The sequence below is a fragment of the Saccharopolyspora sp. 6V genome (genome assembly GCF_020176785.1).
GTDB lineage: Bacteria > Actinomycetota > Actinomycetes > Mycobacteriales > Pseudonocardiaceae > Saccharopolyspora_C > Saccharopolyspora_C gregorii.
On sequence record NZ_JAIUKB010000087.1, the window covers coordinates 17134 to 31339 of the forward strand.

The 14206-nt window shown below is 73.4% G+C and carries 13 protein-coding genes and 1 pseudogene; 8 read left to right on the forward strand and 6 right to left on the reverse strand.

Features of this window, described 5'->3' with window-relative positions:
• Positions 1-62 precede the first annotated feature (62 nt).
• Genes LCD35_RS17705 through LCD35_RS17715 form a run of 3 tightly spaced genes read right to left on the reverse strand, consistent with a single transcriptional unit; the run spans position 63 to position 4095 of the window.
• The gene (locus tag LCD35_RS17705; RefSeq protein WP_224961712.1) at positions 63-1445 is read right to left on the reverse strand and encodes a cytochrome P450; all 1383 of its coding nucleotides are present in this window, start codon (positions 1443-1445) and stop codon (positions 63-65) included.
• Entirely contained in the window at positions 1442-2521 is a 1080-nt protein-coding gene (locus tag LCD35_RS17710; RefSeq protein WP_224961710.1) for an alpha-hydroxy acid oxidase, read from the reverse strand. Before LCD35_RS17710 ends, LCD35_RS17705 begins: the two co-directional genes overlap by 4 nt.
• Complete coding sequence (locus LCD35_RS17715) at positions 2518-4095, reverse strand: NAD(P)-binding domain-containing protein (protein WP_224961708.1); 1578 nt, start codon at positions 4093-4095, stop codon at positions 2518-2520. The genes LCD35_RS17710 and LCD35_RS17715 overlap by 4 nt, the downstream gene beginning before the upstream one ends.
• Positions 4096-4371: 276 nt before the next feature.
• Between LCD35_RS17715 and LCD35_RS17720 the strand changes: the two genes are divergently transcribed.
• The 4 genes from LCD35_RS17720 to LCD35_RS17735 all read left to right on the forward strand — a co-directional run bounded on the left by LCD35_RS17720 (position 4372) and on the right by LCD35_RS17735 (position 8499).
• Positions 4372-5844 carry a class I adenylate-forming enzyme family protein gene (locus LCD35_RS17720; protein ID WP_225044485.1) on the forward strand — a complete coding sequence of 491 codons (1473 nt, stop codon included), beginning with the start codon at positions 4372-4374 and terminating at the stop codon, positions 5842-5844.
• A gap of 120 nt (positions 5845-5964) precedes the next feature.
• A complete protein-coding gene (locus LCD35_RS17725; protein ID WP_224961704.1) occupies positions 5965-7113 on the forward strand; it encodes an NAD(P)/FAD-dependent oxidoreductase in 1149 nt (382 codons plus the stop codon).
• 11 nt (positions 7114-7124) lie between these two features.
• Positions 7125-7718: a TetR/AcrR family transcriptional regulator gene (locus tag LCD35_RS17730; RefSeq protein ID WP_224961702.1), complete on the forward strand. Its 594-nt coding sequence runs from the start codon at positions 7125-7127 to the stop codon at positions 7716-7718.
• A gap of 70 nt (positions 7719-7788) precedes the next feature.
• Positions 7789-8499 carry an alpha/beta fold hydrolase gene (locus LCD35_RS17735; protein ID WP_225044486.1) on the forward strand — a complete coding sequence of 237 codons (711 nt, stop codon included), beginning with the start codon at positions 7789-7791 and terminating at the stop codon, positions 8497-8499.
• Here LCD35_RS17735 and LCD35_RS17740 read toward each other — a convergent pair.
• Positions 8465-9355: a helix-turn-helix transcriptional regulator gene (locus LCD35_RS17740; protein ID WP_224962616.1), complete on the reverse strand. Its 891-nt coding sequence runs from the start codon at positions 9353-9355 to the stop codon at positions 8465-8467. The genes LCD35_RS17735 and LCD35_RS17740 overlap by 35 nt on opposite strands.
• A 274-nt stretch (positions 9356-9629) precedes the next feature.
• On the opposite strand from LCD35_RS17740, the gene LCD35_RS17745 reads away from it, so the two are divergent.
• The gene (locus LCD35_RS17745) at positions 9630-10433 is read left to right on the forward strand and encodes an NPP1 family protein (protein ID WP_225044487.1); all 804 of its coding nucleotides are present in this window, start codon (positions 9630-9632) and stop codon (positions 10431-10433) included.
• A 43-nt stretch (positions 10434-10476) separates the two neighbouring features.
• Here the strand turns inward: LCD35_RS17745 and LCD35_RS17750 are convergent, their stop codons facing one another.
• Positions 10477-10632, reverse strand: a complete 156-nt coding sequence (locus LCD35_RS17750) for a hypothetical protein (protein ID WP_224962612.1) — start codon at positions 10630-10632, stop codon at positions 10477-10479.
• A gap of 98 nt (positions 10633-10730) precedes the next feature.
• Here LCD35_RS17750 and LCD35_RS17755 point away from each other — a divergent pair, with 98 nt between their 5' ends.
• On the forward strand, positions 10731-11708 hold the full coding sequence (locus tag LCD35_RS17755; protein ID WP_374108101.1) for a GlxA family transcriptional regulator: 978 nt from the start codon (positions 10731-10733) through the stop codon (positions 11706-11708).
• Between the two features lie 33 nt (positions 11709-11741).
• On the opposite strand, the gene aztA is transcribed toward LCD35_RS17755, so the two are convergent.
• Positions 11742-12455: a zinc ABC transporter ATP-binding protein AztA gene (gene aztA / locus LCD35_RS17760; RefSeq protein ID WP_224977592.1), complete on the reverse strand. Its 714-nt coding sequence runs from the start codon at positions 12453-12455 to the stop codon at positions 11742-11744.
• A gap of 48 nt (positions 12456-12503) precedes the next feature.
• Between aztA and aztB the strand changes: the two genes are divergently transcribed.
• Together aztB and LCD35_RS17770 are read left to right on the forward strand one after the other, a co-directional pair.
• Entirely contained in the window at positions 12504-13355 is an 852-nt protein-coding gene (gene aztB / locus LCD35_RS17765) for a zinc ABC transporter permease AztB (RefSeq protein WP_224962606.1), read from the forward strand.
• Positions 13352-14206, forward strand: a pseudogene (locus LCD35_RS17770) (hypothetical protein); the annotation flags it as partial. The gene aztB and the pseudogene LCD35_RS17770, both read left to right, overlap by 4 nt.

Sequence of the window (14206 nt, forward strand, 5' to 3'; positions counted from 1 at the left end):
CGGGGATGTCGGTGCACGGCGCGAGGTGCCGGGGCCTCCCGGTCGCGGAGGCCCCGGCCCGATCAGCGGTGCGCGGGGCAGCCCGGCGGCGGTTCCTGCTGCCGGAGCCGTTCGAAGTGGCGGCCGGCGAGCCGCTGCCTGCGCGCGTCCAGCACCATCCAGGTGCCCAGCACCAGCTGCCGCACGCTGCGCTCCACGTCCTCCCACCGATCGCGGATCCGCAGGAAACGCAGCAGCGCCCGGGTGTCCCGCGCGGTGCCGCGGCGCACCAGCACGCACGGCCCTCGGGAGGGCAGCGAACGGGTGTGCCGCACGCTGGATTCGAGCCGGAACCGCGCCAGCACTTCGCGGGTGACCGCGCGCATCGCCAGCGGTGACAGCCGCCACGCGGGGCACGGCCGGTTCGCGGCCACCCCGAACGGGATGTGCGCGGCGTCCTTCGCCGACAGCCGTTCCCAGCGGGACGGGTCGAACGTCTCCGGGTCCTGGTGCCCGGTGGCGTGGTAGTCGGGGTAGCTGAAGCACAGCACCGATCCGCGCGGCAGCGTGGTGCGCTCGTCGACCCGGATGTCGTCGGTGGTGATGCGGTGCGCGATGCCGAACAGCGGGAACACCCGCATCGTCTCGTCCAGCACGTGCGCGAAGTAGCGCTCGTCGCCGGGCTCGTCGGCGAGGCGCCGCTGCACGTGCGGGTGCTGGGCGAGCACCAGCAGCAGGTGCGCCATGCCCTCGGACAGCTGCACCACGGAGGTGTTGAAGAACGTCCCCTGCAGGTAGTGCACCTGCTCCGAAGTGGACAGCGCGCCGGGCAGCTCGTGCACCACGTCCCCCGCGTCGACCCGCGACCGCAGGTAGCGGGTGAGCCGGGCGCGGCGGCGCGGGTGCCGCAGGTCGGTGCACTTGAGCGCGTTCACCACATCGGCGGCGTTGCCGACGATGAGCTCCCGCGCCCGCCGCGGGCAGGGTTCGCCGAAGACGAGTTCGTAGTTGAACTCCGCCCAGATCGGCATCATCAGGTCCCGCAGCCGGTGCACGCCGAGCCGATCGGGCGCGAGCTCGTCGAGCACCTTCGCCGCGCAGCGCGCCGCGGTGGCGGAGAGCGCGTCGCTGGACCCGGCGAGGAATCGCTGCGTGGTGCGGGCGACGTCGTCGTAGCGCGGCCCGGCCTCCAGGTGCTCCTGGTGCACCTCGGGTCCCGGGGACAGCCAGTACCAGAACAGGTCGGAGAGCCCCGCGCCTTCGCTGCGCCCACCGGCGGCCGGGTGCGAGTAGACCTCGCGGAACCGCTCCGGGCCGAACCGCTCGTTCGGCAGCGTGATCGCGTCGTCCCCGTTGACGAGTTCGAAGACCTTGCCGCGCAGCGCGACGACCCGCTGCGGCAGCCAGCGGGGTGCGGTCAGCGCGGCCGCGACGGCGACCCAGGGCAGCAGGCGCACCGGTTTCACCGGAGACCTCCGAATCCGCGCGGTACCACGAGATCCGCGGTCAGGTCGTCGGGGCCGCGGACCCCGCACAGCGCCATGGCGCGCACCACGTCGGCGCCGATCCGGTCCAGCACCTCGCGCACGCCCTTCTCCCCGTCGGCGGCGAGCCCCCACAGCACGGGACGTCCGATGCCGACGGCTTCGGCGCCGAGCGCGAGGGCGGTGACCACGTCGGTGCCGCGGCGCACCCCGCCGTCGAGCAGCAGCGGGAGGGTGCCGCCGATGGCGCGGGTGATGCGCGGCAGCACGTCGATCGGCGCCGGGGCCGCGTCGAGCTGCCTGCCGCCGTGGTTGGACACGATGATCCCGTCGACGCCCTGGGCGACGGCGAGGTGCGCGTCGTCCGGGTGCAGGATCCCCTTCAGCAGCACGGGAAGCGCGGTGGTGGCGCGCAGCACCTCCAGGTGCCGCCAGGAGATCTCCGGGGACATCTCGATGTCGCGGGTGCCGCCGGGCGGGCCGCCGGGCAGGTCGCGCATGTTCGCCGCCTCGTACCCGGGCGGCAGGTCGTGGAAGCCGTTGCGCCGGTCGCGCACGTGGTCGCCGAACACCGGCGAGTCCACGGTGACGACCAGCGCGGTGCAGCCCGCGGACTCGGCGCGCTCCACCAGGCGGGCCGTCACCTCGGGGTCCGGTTGCAGGTACAGCTGGAACCACACCGCGGCGTCGGAGCGCACCTGCCGCGCGGCCGCCACCACCTCGTCGACGGCGGTGGTGGCGGCCATGCTGGAGATCAGCACGGTTCCGGTGGCCGCCGCCGCGCGCGCGGTGGCCAGTTCTCCTTCGGGGTGCGCGAGGCGGTGGAACGCCGTGGGCGCCACCAGGACCGGTGCCGCGCCCGGCGCTCCCGGCAGGTCCACCCGCGGCTCCGGTGGCGGGCCGCCGCGCAGCATCCGCGGCAGCAGCGCGAGCCGGGCGAACGAGTTCTCGTTGTCCGCCAACGCGAACTCGTCCGCCGCCCCTCCCGCGTAGTAGTCGTGGATCGCCGGTTCCAGCAGTTCCTTCGCCCGGTCGTGCAAGTCGGCGAAGAGGTTCACCGGGCACCCGCCGGTGCCGCCACCCGCCCCCGCAGGAACTCGCGCAGCGGCGCGCGGTGCACCTGCTCGCTGTCCCACTCGTTCTCCAGGTTCTCGGTGATGTGGTGCTCGGCGAGCAGCTCGCCGCCGCGGAAGTGCCGCACCACCGGGTGCAGGTAGCGGCCGTCGAGCCCACGGGTGTCCTGCTGGGAGGTGCGGCTGTGCTCGACGTCGAACGGGTTGACCCGGTCGTGGTCCGCGCCGTATTCGAGGGTGATGGTCAGGTAGGAGTCGACCTCGCCGAACTCGCCGGTGTGCGCGGTCTCGTGCAGGTGGTCGAGGGGCACCTCCTCGGCGTAGCGCGCGCCGTCCGGGCCGAGCAGCACGGCGTCGGCGAGGAACCCGAACAGCTGCCACAGCGCGGAGCTGCGGTTGACCCGTTCGATGATCGCGTCGGTGACGGCTTCCGGCGTTCCCCGGACGTCCGTCCCGGGCCAGGCCACCTCGTGGTCGCGGCGCTCCAGGATGCGGTGCAGCGCGCGCACCCCGTAGCGGAAGCCGTGGATGAAGCCGCTGGTGGACTTCTTGAAGTCGCGGACCTGCGTGATGGTGCCCGCGAAGTGCAGCCCGGGCACGTTCACCGATTCCCACGCCGCGGTCTGCGCGGGGAACCGGTCGGCGATGGTGAGCTCGGGCCGGCATTCGGGCGCGAACATCGAGGCGTCGAACCGGAATCCGGTGGCCAGCAGCACCCGGTCGTAGCGGATCTCCTTGACGACCTCGTCGACGCGTTCGAAGCTGACCCGCACCAGGTAGGAGTCGCCGTCCCTGCGGATGCCGAGGATCCGCCCGTCCAGCAGCGCGTTCTGCGACTTCAGCTGGTAGGTGTCCAGGAAGTTGTTGTTCACCGCGCGCAGGTGCCCGACGAAGTGGGTCTGCCAGGCGAGCTTGAGCGAGCCGGACCCGGCGACGTGGATGACGGCGGCGTTCTCGATGAGCCCGTCTGCGGTCTCGAACGCGGAGTTGCCGCGGCCGATGATGAGCACCCGCTGCCCGGTGTAGTCCTCGGGGTCGACGGACATCTCGGTGTAGGGCTCGGCGTGCTCGACGCCGTCGATGTCCGGGATGTGCGGCCGGGTGACGCCGGTGGCGACGATGACGCGCCGGGCCCGGTAGGTGTTTCCGTTCTGGTCGCGGGCGACGAACTCGTCGGGCTTGGCGACCTCGACGATGCGAGTGCCGTAGCGGATCCGCAGCCGGTGGGTCTCGGCGTAGTCGGCGAGGTAGCGCAGCAGGTCGTCGGCGGCCGGGAAGTAGCGCGGCGTGTACGAGGTGAGCAGCGGCGCGTTCTCCTCGGACAGCAGCGAGTTCCAGTCGGTGCGCAGGTTCAGTTCCGGATCGTCCCATCCGGTGTGCACCTTGTTGATGGAGATGAGCTTGCGGTGCCGCGGGAACTCGGCGAAGAATGTACCGGGCGACTCTCCCGACTCGACGATGAGATAATTGCGTCCGGCCCGCTCCAAGTAATATCCGGCTTGGAGTCCTGCCGGGCCGGCGCCGATCACGAGATAATCAAGAGAGCGCTCTTCGGACACTGGTTGATTCGCCTCCCACCAGCACAAACAACGGATTGTTTGAACCTTAAAGCACAGCGGGTCAACCCGTACACGTGATGCAGATCACAGCATCTTCCCGTGGTTGGAGATCCGCCGGAATGGTAGAGATCCCCATTGTCCGAACGCCAGCGGGAAACTCGTGCTCCGAGCGACCGAATCCATACGACTATTTGACGGAAAGCGGTAAAAATGGGAGAGAGAACAGACTCGGGTGACCATGAACACCGATCTCGGGCACAACCTTTTCCGCAGTCCGTGATCGACGCGCTCGGCGCCGACCCGCTCACCCCCGCGTTCGAGCACGGCGACCGGATCGTGGTGCGCGGCGAGCTGCTGGAACTCATCGGCCGGTGCACCGCCGGGCTGCGCGCGGCCGGGCTCGGCCCGCGCCACGGCGTCGCCATCGACACCGCCGTCACGCCCGAGGGCTTCGCCGTCCAGATCGCGGCGCACGTCCTCGGCTGCCGCGTCGTCGGCCTGCGCCCCGGCCTCACCGCCGCGCAGCTCGCGCACGTGCTCGGCCAGGACGTGCGCGCCGTCGTCACCGACGACCCGCGCCCGCAGCTGCACGAGGCCGCCGGGGCCGCCCGGGTGCTCGAACTCGGCCCGGAACTGCTGCGCGCGCAGGAGACCCCGGTCGCGCGCGGCGAGCTCGACGACGCCGCGCTCGTCGTGTTCACCAGCGGCAGCACCGGAACACCCAAGGGCACCGTGTTCGACTACCGCGCCATGAGCGGGCACTGGAGCTGGCACGCACCGGCGTGGACCGAGCGCACCGCGGAACTCGCCGCGAAGTACCGGCGGTTCCTGCTGTTCGGCACGCTCAGCAGCGCCGTCGTGCAGGAGCACCTGACGCTGTGCCTGCTCTCCGGCGGCACCGCGGTGATCCCGCGCGAGGCGCCGGAATTCCCGCGGGTGCTGGCGGAACTGCGGATCACCGCCTGCCTGCTCACCGTCGCGCGGCTGCACCAGATCCTCGACGCGCTGGGCGAGCAGGAGCACGACCTGAGCGCCGCCCGGATGCTGCTGGTCGCCGGATCGCCGCTGGCCCCGCACAAGCTCGCCGAAGCGCACGCCCGCATCGGCCCGGCCGTGCACCTGGGCTACGGGCAGACCGAGACCGGCATGCTCAGCCTGCTGTCCGCGGCCGACATCGCCGAGCGGCAGCAGGCCGCGAACTCCGTCGGCCGCCCGTGGGACGGCGTGCGGGTCGAGGTCCGGGACGCCGACGGGCTGCCCCTGCCCGCCGGGGCCGACGGCGAGGTGTGGGTGCGCACCGCCCACTCGCTGCGCGGCTACTGGCAGGACCCCGCCGAAACGGCCGAGGTGCTGCGCGACGGCTGGGTGCGCACCCGGGACGTGGGACACCTGGACGAGGCGGGCTTCCTGCACCTGACCGGGCGTGTCCGGGACGTGGTGATCGTGAACGCGATCCTGCACTACGCGGGCCCGATCGAACGGGCGCTCGCCGGGCATCCCGCGGTGGACCAGGCGTACGTGGTCGGCGTCCCGGACGAGCGGACCGGGGAGGCGATCCACGCCCACCTCGTGCTCGCCGGGGACGTGGAACCCGACCACGCGGAGCTGCGCGAACTGGTCGCCGCCGAGCTGGGTCCGGCCGCCGCGCCCGCCGTGATCCGGGTGGTGCGGCAGGTGCCGCTGACCGCGGCGGGCAAGCCGGACAAGGCGGCGCTGCGGGCGTTGACCACGATCCCCGAGCCGCGGTGATCCCCGGCGGGGCGTTCGCGGTCCCCGGCCGGAACAAAAGTGTAGTGACTACAAGTTTGAAGTCACTTCATGTACCGTTCCCGTCGAGGGACCCGCTCCCGCCCCGCAGGAAGGACCGCCATGCCCACTCCCCCGCCCCGGATCGCCGTGATCGGCGGTGGCCCCGCCGGGCTCACCTTCGCCCGCGTGCTGCAACGGCACGGCCTGCCCGTCACCGTCCACGAACGGGACCGCGACCCGGTGGACCGCGCGCAGGGCGGCAGCCTCGACCTGCACCGGGATTCCGGGCAGGTGGCGCTGACCGCGGCCGGGCTGCTCGACGAGTTCTTCGCCGCGTCCCGGCCGGAAGGCCAAGCGCTGCGGCTGCTCGACCGGGCCGGGGCCGTGCTGCTCGACGCGCCCGCCGACCCGGACGACCGGTTCAAACCGGAGATCGACCGCGGCGAGCTGCGCGCCCTGCTGCTCGGCTCGCTCGAACCCGGCACCGTCGAGTGGGACCGCCGGTTGCGCGCCGCCGTCCCCCTCGGCGACGGGCGGCACCGCCTCGACTTCACCGACGGGCGCAGCACCACCTGCGACCTGCTCGTCGGCGCCGACGGGGCGCGTTCCGCGGTGCGGCCGCTGCTCTCGGACGCCGAACCCGCGCACTCCGGCGTCGTGTTCGTCGACGTGGTGCTCACCGACGTGGACCGCGCGCACCCGGAGCTCGCCGAGCTCATCGGGCACGGCATGACGTTCGCGCTCGACGAGGGCAAGGGACTGCTGGCGCAGCGCAACAGCGGTGGTGTCATCCGGGTGCACGCCGCGTTCCGCGGCCCGTCGGACTGGGGACGCGACCTGGACCGCGGTGCGCTGCGCGCCGTGCTGCTGGAGATGTTCGCCGACTTCGGGCCGGTGCTGCGGGACGTGCTGCACCGCGGCGAGGGCCCGTTCGCGGTGCGCGCGATCACCGCGCTGCCGGTCGGCCACCGCTGGACGCACCGGCCGGGCGTGACGTTGCTCGGCGACGCCGCGCACCTGATGTCCCCGTTCTCCGGGCAGGGCGCGAACCTGGCGATGCTCGACGCCGCCGAACTCGCCGAGCGCATCGCCGCGGGCGGGCCGTTGGACGAGGCCGTCGCCGCCTACGAGGAGCGGATGTTCCCCCGCTCCGCCGAAGCCGCCGCCAGAGCCGCGACCGGCATCGAGGACTGCATCGGCCCCGGCGGACCGGCGCACGCGTTCGCCCACTTCCAGGCCATCACGGCCGGAAACCCGCAGCGCACCTAGGATTCCGCGACATGCCCACCCCAGAACCCGCCGGCCGCCGGGAGCGCAAGAAGGCCCAGACCCGCGCCCGCATCGCCGAGACCGCGCTGGAGCTGTTCCTCGAACGCGGCTTCGCCGAGGTGACCACCGCCGAAGTGGCCGAGGCCGCCGACGTCTCGGTGACCACCCTGTTCAACCACTTCCCCAGCAAGGAAGCGCTCGTCGTCGACGAGGACGCCGAACGGGAGGCCGCGCTGGTCGCCGCGGTGCACGACCGCGAGCCCGGGACATCGGTGGTGGACGCGCTGCACCGGTACTTCAGCGGCGTCCGGGAAGCGCTCCTCGGCGACGACGGCGGGGCGCGGTTCCGCGAATTCCGCCGCCTGGTTCGGAGTTCGCCGAGCCTGGGCGAGCACGTGGACCGGATGTGGGCGCGGCACGAGACCTCCCTCGCCGCCGCCATCGCCGAGGACGCGGGCGCACCGGCCGACGATCCGACGGCGCGAGCCTTGGCGCACCTGGTCCTCGCCGCCAGGTCGGTGCCCGGCGATCCCGGCGCCGGATTCGACGCCGCGTTCGCACTGCTGCGCGCGGCCTGGCCCCCGGACGACTGGCCCACCGGATGACCGGCCCACCGGCTCCGCCCGACCCGGTGCACGGACCGTTCACCCGCCCCCAGCACGAGAAGAGGACACCATGACCGCTCGAACCACCCTCCACATCGGACCCGACGTCGAGCTGACCGTCGACGAGGCGGGCGGCTCCGGCCGCCCCGTGCTGGTGCTGCACGGCGGCGGCGGACCGGCCACCGTCGCCCCGATCGTCGAGCACTTCGCGCCCGGCCACCGCGTCCTGGTCCCCGTGCACCCGGGCTGGGAGGGCACCACCCGACCGGACCGGCTCGGCTCGGTCGCCGACCTGGCGCAGGCCTACCTGGGACTGCTCGACGAGCGCGAGCTGCGGGACGTGCTGGTGCTGGGCAGCTCCTTCGGCGGCTGGGTGGCCGCCGCGATGGCGGTGCGCGACCGCGGTGGGCTGCTCGGCGACCTGGTGCTGCTGGACGCCATCGGTCCCGAGATCACCGGCCACGAGATCTCGCTGCCCGCCCCGCCGCCCGGGCGGCCCGGCCCGCCGCCCGCCGCCATCGAGGCGATCCGCGCCTACGGCGGCACCGCGATGGCGGACCCCGCGCTGCTGGGCGACCTCGCGCAGGTGCGGTCCCGCGCGCTGGTGGTGTGGGGCGAGGACGACCAGGTGATCGGCACCGGCTACGGCCGGGAGTACGCGGCCGCCTTCCCGGACGCCCGATTCGCGGTCATCACCGGCGCCGGGCACCTGCCGCAGGTCCAGGCACCGGCCGCGACCTTCGCCGTCATCGACGAGTTCCTGGCCGCGGCTCGGGGCTGACCGCGGGCTCCCGGGCCGGGTCGGCGAGCAGGCCGCGCAGCAGCTCCAACCGCTCCGCGGATCGGCTGCCCGGCTCGGCCGTGTAGGCGATCAGCACCGGCCCCGGCCCGCCCGGCAACGGGTAGGCGTCCCAGTCGAGGTCGAGCTCACCGACCAGCGGGTGCGCGAAGTGCTTGCGCCCGCGGGTGCGTTCCCGCACGTCGTGGCGCGCCCAGAACCGGCGGAACTCCTCGCTGCGCACGCTGAGCTCGCCGACCAGCTCCTTCGCCCGCGGGTGGTCCGGGTCGGCGGCCACGGAGGCGCGCAGCATCCCGATGTACTCCAACGCGCTCGACGCCCAGTCCGGGCACACCTCGCGGGCGTCCGGGTGGTGGAACAGCGCGCGCAGCACGTTGCGCTCGTGCGGCGGCTGCTGGTCGAGGCCGCCGAACAGCGAACCGGCGAGCGCGTTCCAGGCCAGCACGTCCAGGTGCCTGCCCAGCACCAGCGCGGGGCCGCCGATGGTGTGCAGCAGCCGCCGCGTGCTCGCGGGCACCCGCTCCGGGGTGCGCCGGCGCACCGGTTCCGGGCGGCGGGCGGCGCGGGCCAACGCGTGCAGGTGCCGGGTCTCGTCCTCGTCCAGTTCCAGCGCGCGGGCCAGCGCGTCCAGCACCTCCTCGGAGGGACGCACGTCCCGGCCCTGTTCCATCCGCTGGTAGTAATCGGTGCTGACCCCGGCCAGCAGCGCCAGCTCCTCGCGCCGCAGCCCGGCCACCTTGCGCCGCGGCCCCGGTTCCAGGCCGACGTCCTGCGGGCGCAGCCGGGCGCGCCGGGTGCGCAGGAAGTCGGCCAGCTCGCGGGAGTGGGAACCGTTCATAGCTGCGATTCTGCCCGCTCCGGGGCCGCGCAGGGTGGGTCCGGTGGTCCCAGGGAACGGGCGCCGACCGGTCCCGCCCGGCCTCACCGGAAAAGGAATTCGGCGGATGCTACGGGTCCCACACCATTCCGGAGAACGGTTGTCGTGTTCTCGCCAACGCCCCGGGTGAACCGGCCGTGAACCTGTTCGAAAGCACCGGATCATCCTCTGGGAATCGTCCACCCGGAACCTTATGATCATGCCGGTCACACGGCGATCGGAAGGTTGTGCTGCGATGGGAACACTGGAAACCGGCAGAAGGCGCGGCACCCGGCGGCTCGGGAAGTCCTCGTTCGCGTTCCGCGCCCTGGTCGGCACCGCGGTGCTGTTCGTGGGCCTGCCACCTGCGGTGGCGCTGGCCGATCCGCCGCAGGCGCTGCCCGGCAGCGCGGCCGAGGCGGACGCGAAGTGGCAGCCCGCTTTCGATTACGACGGTGACGGCTGCTATCCCACTCCGGCCATCGGGCCGGACGGCACCCTCGCTCCCGGATTGGAACCGTCCGGTGCGCTGAACGGGAATTGCCACGACCAGTCGGACTTGGACAACACCAATTCCTACTCGCGCTCGAAGTGCGACGGCGACTGGTGCGCGTACATGTACGACCTCTACTTCGAGAAGGACCAGGCGCTCGGCGGGGTGCACGACGCGTTCGGGCACCGCCACGACATCGAGCACGTGGTGATCTGGGTGAACGACGACCAGGCGAAGTACGTCTCCACCTCCGCGCACGGCGACTTCTCCACCTACCCGGCCGAGGAGGTGGGCTTCGAGGACACCCACGCGAAGATCATCTACCACAAGGACGGGCCGAGCACGTACTGCTTCCGCCTCGCGGGCAAGGACGAGGAGCCGGAGAACCACTACGGCACCTGGCAGTACCCGGACCTGGTGAGCTGGGAGAACTACCCGGAGGGCATCCGCGACGCGCTGACCTCCGCCGACTTCGGCAGCGCCAGCCTCGGCATCAAGGACGACGCCTTCGCGGGCAACCTCGCGAAGGCCAAGCCCGACGACATCCAGTTCGACCCGGAGGCCTGAGCCCCACCCGGCCGGGCGCGCGCCGCCCGGCCGGTCCCCGGGTTCACCGGCACTCCGCGCGGGCGGCGCTCGCCCCGCGCTCCGCTTCCCCGCTCCGGCCGGCGCTCCTCCCCCGGCTCCAGCGGACCAGGGCGATCGCGAGTCCGAAGACCACCGCGAATTCGACGAGCAGGACGGCCCAGACGGCGACCGACGACATGGCGACTCCTCTCCGAGGGGATCGTGCGACTTCCATCGTCGGTTCGGCCCACCCCCGCGACCAGTGGCCGGATGGACAACATGTGGAAGAATCGGGCCATGACGCGGACGAAGGTCGTGGTGCTGGTGCGGCCGGGGTTGCAACCGATGGAGCTGGGGATCGTGCACCAGCTGTTCGCGCTGGCGACCGGCCCCGGCGGTGAACCCCACTACGAGGTGCTGACCTGCGCGCCGGTTCCCGGGCAGGTGCGCACCACCGGGGACTTCGAGATCACCGTCCCGCACGGGCCGGAGGTCCTCGCGGACGCCGACCTCGTGTTCGTGCCCGCCTCCGATGCGGACTACGTGGCGGATTTCGCGCTCCCCGACGACGTGCGGGACGCGCTCGCCCGGGTTCCGGCGCGCGCGCGGATCGCGTCGATCTGCAGCGGGGCGTTCGTGCTCGCCGCGGCCGGACTGCTCGACGGGCGGCGGGCCACCACGCACTGGAACGCGGCCGACCGGTTCCGCCGCGCGTTCCCGCGGGTCGAACTGGACCCGGCGGTGCTGTACGTGGACGAAGGGCCGGTGCTGACCTCCGCGGGCGAGACCTCCGGGATCGACCTGTGCCTGCACCTGATCCGGGAGGCCCACGGCACGGCGGTCGCCAACGACGTCGCGCGGCTGGCGGTGGTGCCCGCGCACCGCGACGGCGGGCAGGCCCAGTTCATCCGCCGCGCCGTGCCCGACCCGCGCAGCTCGTCCACCGCGCGCGCCCGCGCGCTCGCGCTGGAGAACCTGCACCGCGCGCTGCCGCTGCGCGAACTCGCCGAGCTCGAATCGATGAGCGTGCGCACCTTCACCCGCCGGTTCCGCGACGAGACCGGGCTGTCCCCGGTGCAGTGGCTGACCGGGCAGCGCGTCGAACGCGCCCGGCAGCTGCTGGAGGAGACCGAACTGCCGGTCGACCAGATCGCCGCCGACGCCGGGTTCGGCACCGCCGCCTCGCTGCGCCAGCACCTGCGGGCCCGGCTGGGCATCTCCCCCAGCACTTACCGCGGCACCTTCCGGCCTGGCGGCACCGACGACGCCGCCTGATCAGTCCGCAGTGGACGATCGGCGGGTTTGCCGTCACACCAGCGAGTTCTCCCACAGCTCACGAAGGGAATCCGGCGCGAGGACCCGGCCGGGCGGGCCCGCGGCGTGCAGGCGCCCGTCGCGGAGCAGCAGCGCGTGGTCGGCGTCCCGCGCCTCGGCGAGGTCGTGGGTCACGTGGACGACGGTGGTGCCGCGGGACTTCTCCTCGTCCAGCACCTCGGTGATCCGCCGCTGCGCGGTGACGTCGAGCCCCGCCGCCGGTTCGTCGAGCAGCAGCAGTTCGGCCTGCTGCGCGAGGCCCTGCGCGACCAGCACCCGCTGCCGCTGACCGCCGGAGAGCGCGCCGAGCGGGCGGTCCGCCAGCTCGCCCACGTCCAGCCGTTCCAGGCAGTCGGCGACGATGCGGCGGTCCTGCCGCGACAACCGCCGCCACGGCCCGGTCCGCGCCCACCGCCCCATCTCCACGGTGGCGCGCACCGTCATCGGCAGCGCGTCCGACACCGCGCTGCGCTGCACCACCAGCGCCACCTCCCCCCGGCGCCGCACCGAACCCGAGGTCACCGGCAGCACGCCGGCGAGCACGCCGAGCAGCGTGGACTTCCCGGAACCGTTGGGGCCGACCACCGCCGTGCGGGCGCCGATGGGGAACGCGGCGGTGACCCGGTGCAGCACCGGGTTCCGGCGGTATCCCGCGGACACCTCGTGCAGCACCGCCGCGGGGTGGTCTTCGTCGGTGATCGCTCTCACGGGAGACAGTCTACAACGACAATCGTTTTCAATATAGGGTGATCCGTCATGGATTGGTTGTTCATCCCTTTTGAGGTGTCCTTCGTGCAGCGCGCGCTGTGGGCCGGGGTGCTGGTCTCGCTGATCTGCGCGCTCGCCGGCACCTGGGTCGTGCTGCGCGGCATGGCCTTCCTGGGGGACGCCATGTCGCACGGGATGCTGCCGGGGGTGGCGCTCGCGGCGCTGCTCGGCGGTGACCTGCTGCTCGGCGCCGCGCTGAGCGCCGGGGTGATGGCCTTCGGCGTGACGGTGCTGGGGCGGTCGCGGCGGCTGTCCGCGGACACCGGGATCGGGCTGCTGTTCGTGGGCATGCTCGCCGCCGGGGTCATCATCGTGTCGCACTCGCAGTCGTTCGCCGTGGACCTCACCGGATTCCTGTTCGGCGACGTGCTCGCCGTGACGCCGCCCGAACTCGGGCAGCTCGGCATCGCGCTCGCGCTGGCCGCGCTGATCTCGCTGGCCGGGCACCGCGCCTTCGTCGCGCTCGCCTTCGACCCGCGCAAGGCCCGCACCCTCGGCCTGCGTCCCGGCCTCGCGCACGCGCTGCTGCTGGGCCTGGTGACGCTGGCGATCGTCGCCTCCTTCCGCGTCGTCGGCACGCTGCTGGTGTTCGGGCTGCTCATCGCGCCGCCCGCGGCGGCCGTGCTGTGGGCGAAGCGGATTCCGGTGGTGATGGCGGTGGCCGCCGCGCTCGGGATGCTCTCCACCGCGCTCGGGCTGCTGGCGTCCTGGCACTGGGGCACCGCCGCCGGCGCGACCATCGCGGCCACCGCCGTCGCCCTCTTCTTCCTGTCCGCGCTCGGCGCCGAACTGCGCGACCGGGTGCGGGATCGACCGCACCGAACGGAGCCCGCCCTGTGAAACCGACACCGACCGTCCTCGTCGCGGCGCTCGCGCTGGCGACCACCGCCTGCGGGGCACCGGCCGAACCACCACCGCCCGCGCCGCACGGATACGTGGCGGGCGCCGAGGAATCCGCCGAAGCGCAGTCGCGGCTCGTCGTCGCCGACGCCACCACCGGCGGGGTGCGCGTGCTCGACCTGCTCACCGAGGAGGTCGTGGAACTCGCGCCGGTGCCCGGAATCCGGGCGATCAGCACCGACGGGCGGCACGCCTACCTCAGCGGCGACCGCGGCACGCACGTCGTCGACAGCGGGTCCTGGATGGTCGACCACGGCGACCACGTGCACTACTACCGGGCCGAGATCCGCGACGCCGGCGACCTCGCCGGAGCGGCCGTCGCGGCGCACGGCGATCCGAAGGTCTCCGCGGTGTCCACCCGGGACGGCGCGGCGGTGCTGCTGGACCGGACGGCGCTCGACGCCGGCACCGCCCGCCCCACCGGCGAGGTCCCCGTCGCGCCCGGAACCGCCGCCGTGCCCTACGAGGCCCACCTGATCGCCGCCGGCGCCGACGGCACCGTGCGGGTGCTCGACCGGTCCGGGAAGCCGACCGCCACCGTGGAACCGCCCTGCCCCGAACCGGAGGGCACCGCGCTGACCCGGCGCGGCGTCGTGTTCGGCTGCGCCGACGGCGCGTTGCTCGTCGCCGAGGACGACGACGCCTTCCACGGCGAGAAGATCCCCTACCCGCGCGCGGTCGGGGGGGGGGGGCGCGGGCGCGCCCCCCCCCCCCCCCCCCCCCCCCCCCCCCCCCCCCCCCCCCCCCCCCCCCCCCCCCCCCCCGGGCGCGCCGGGGGCGGGCACCCCCAA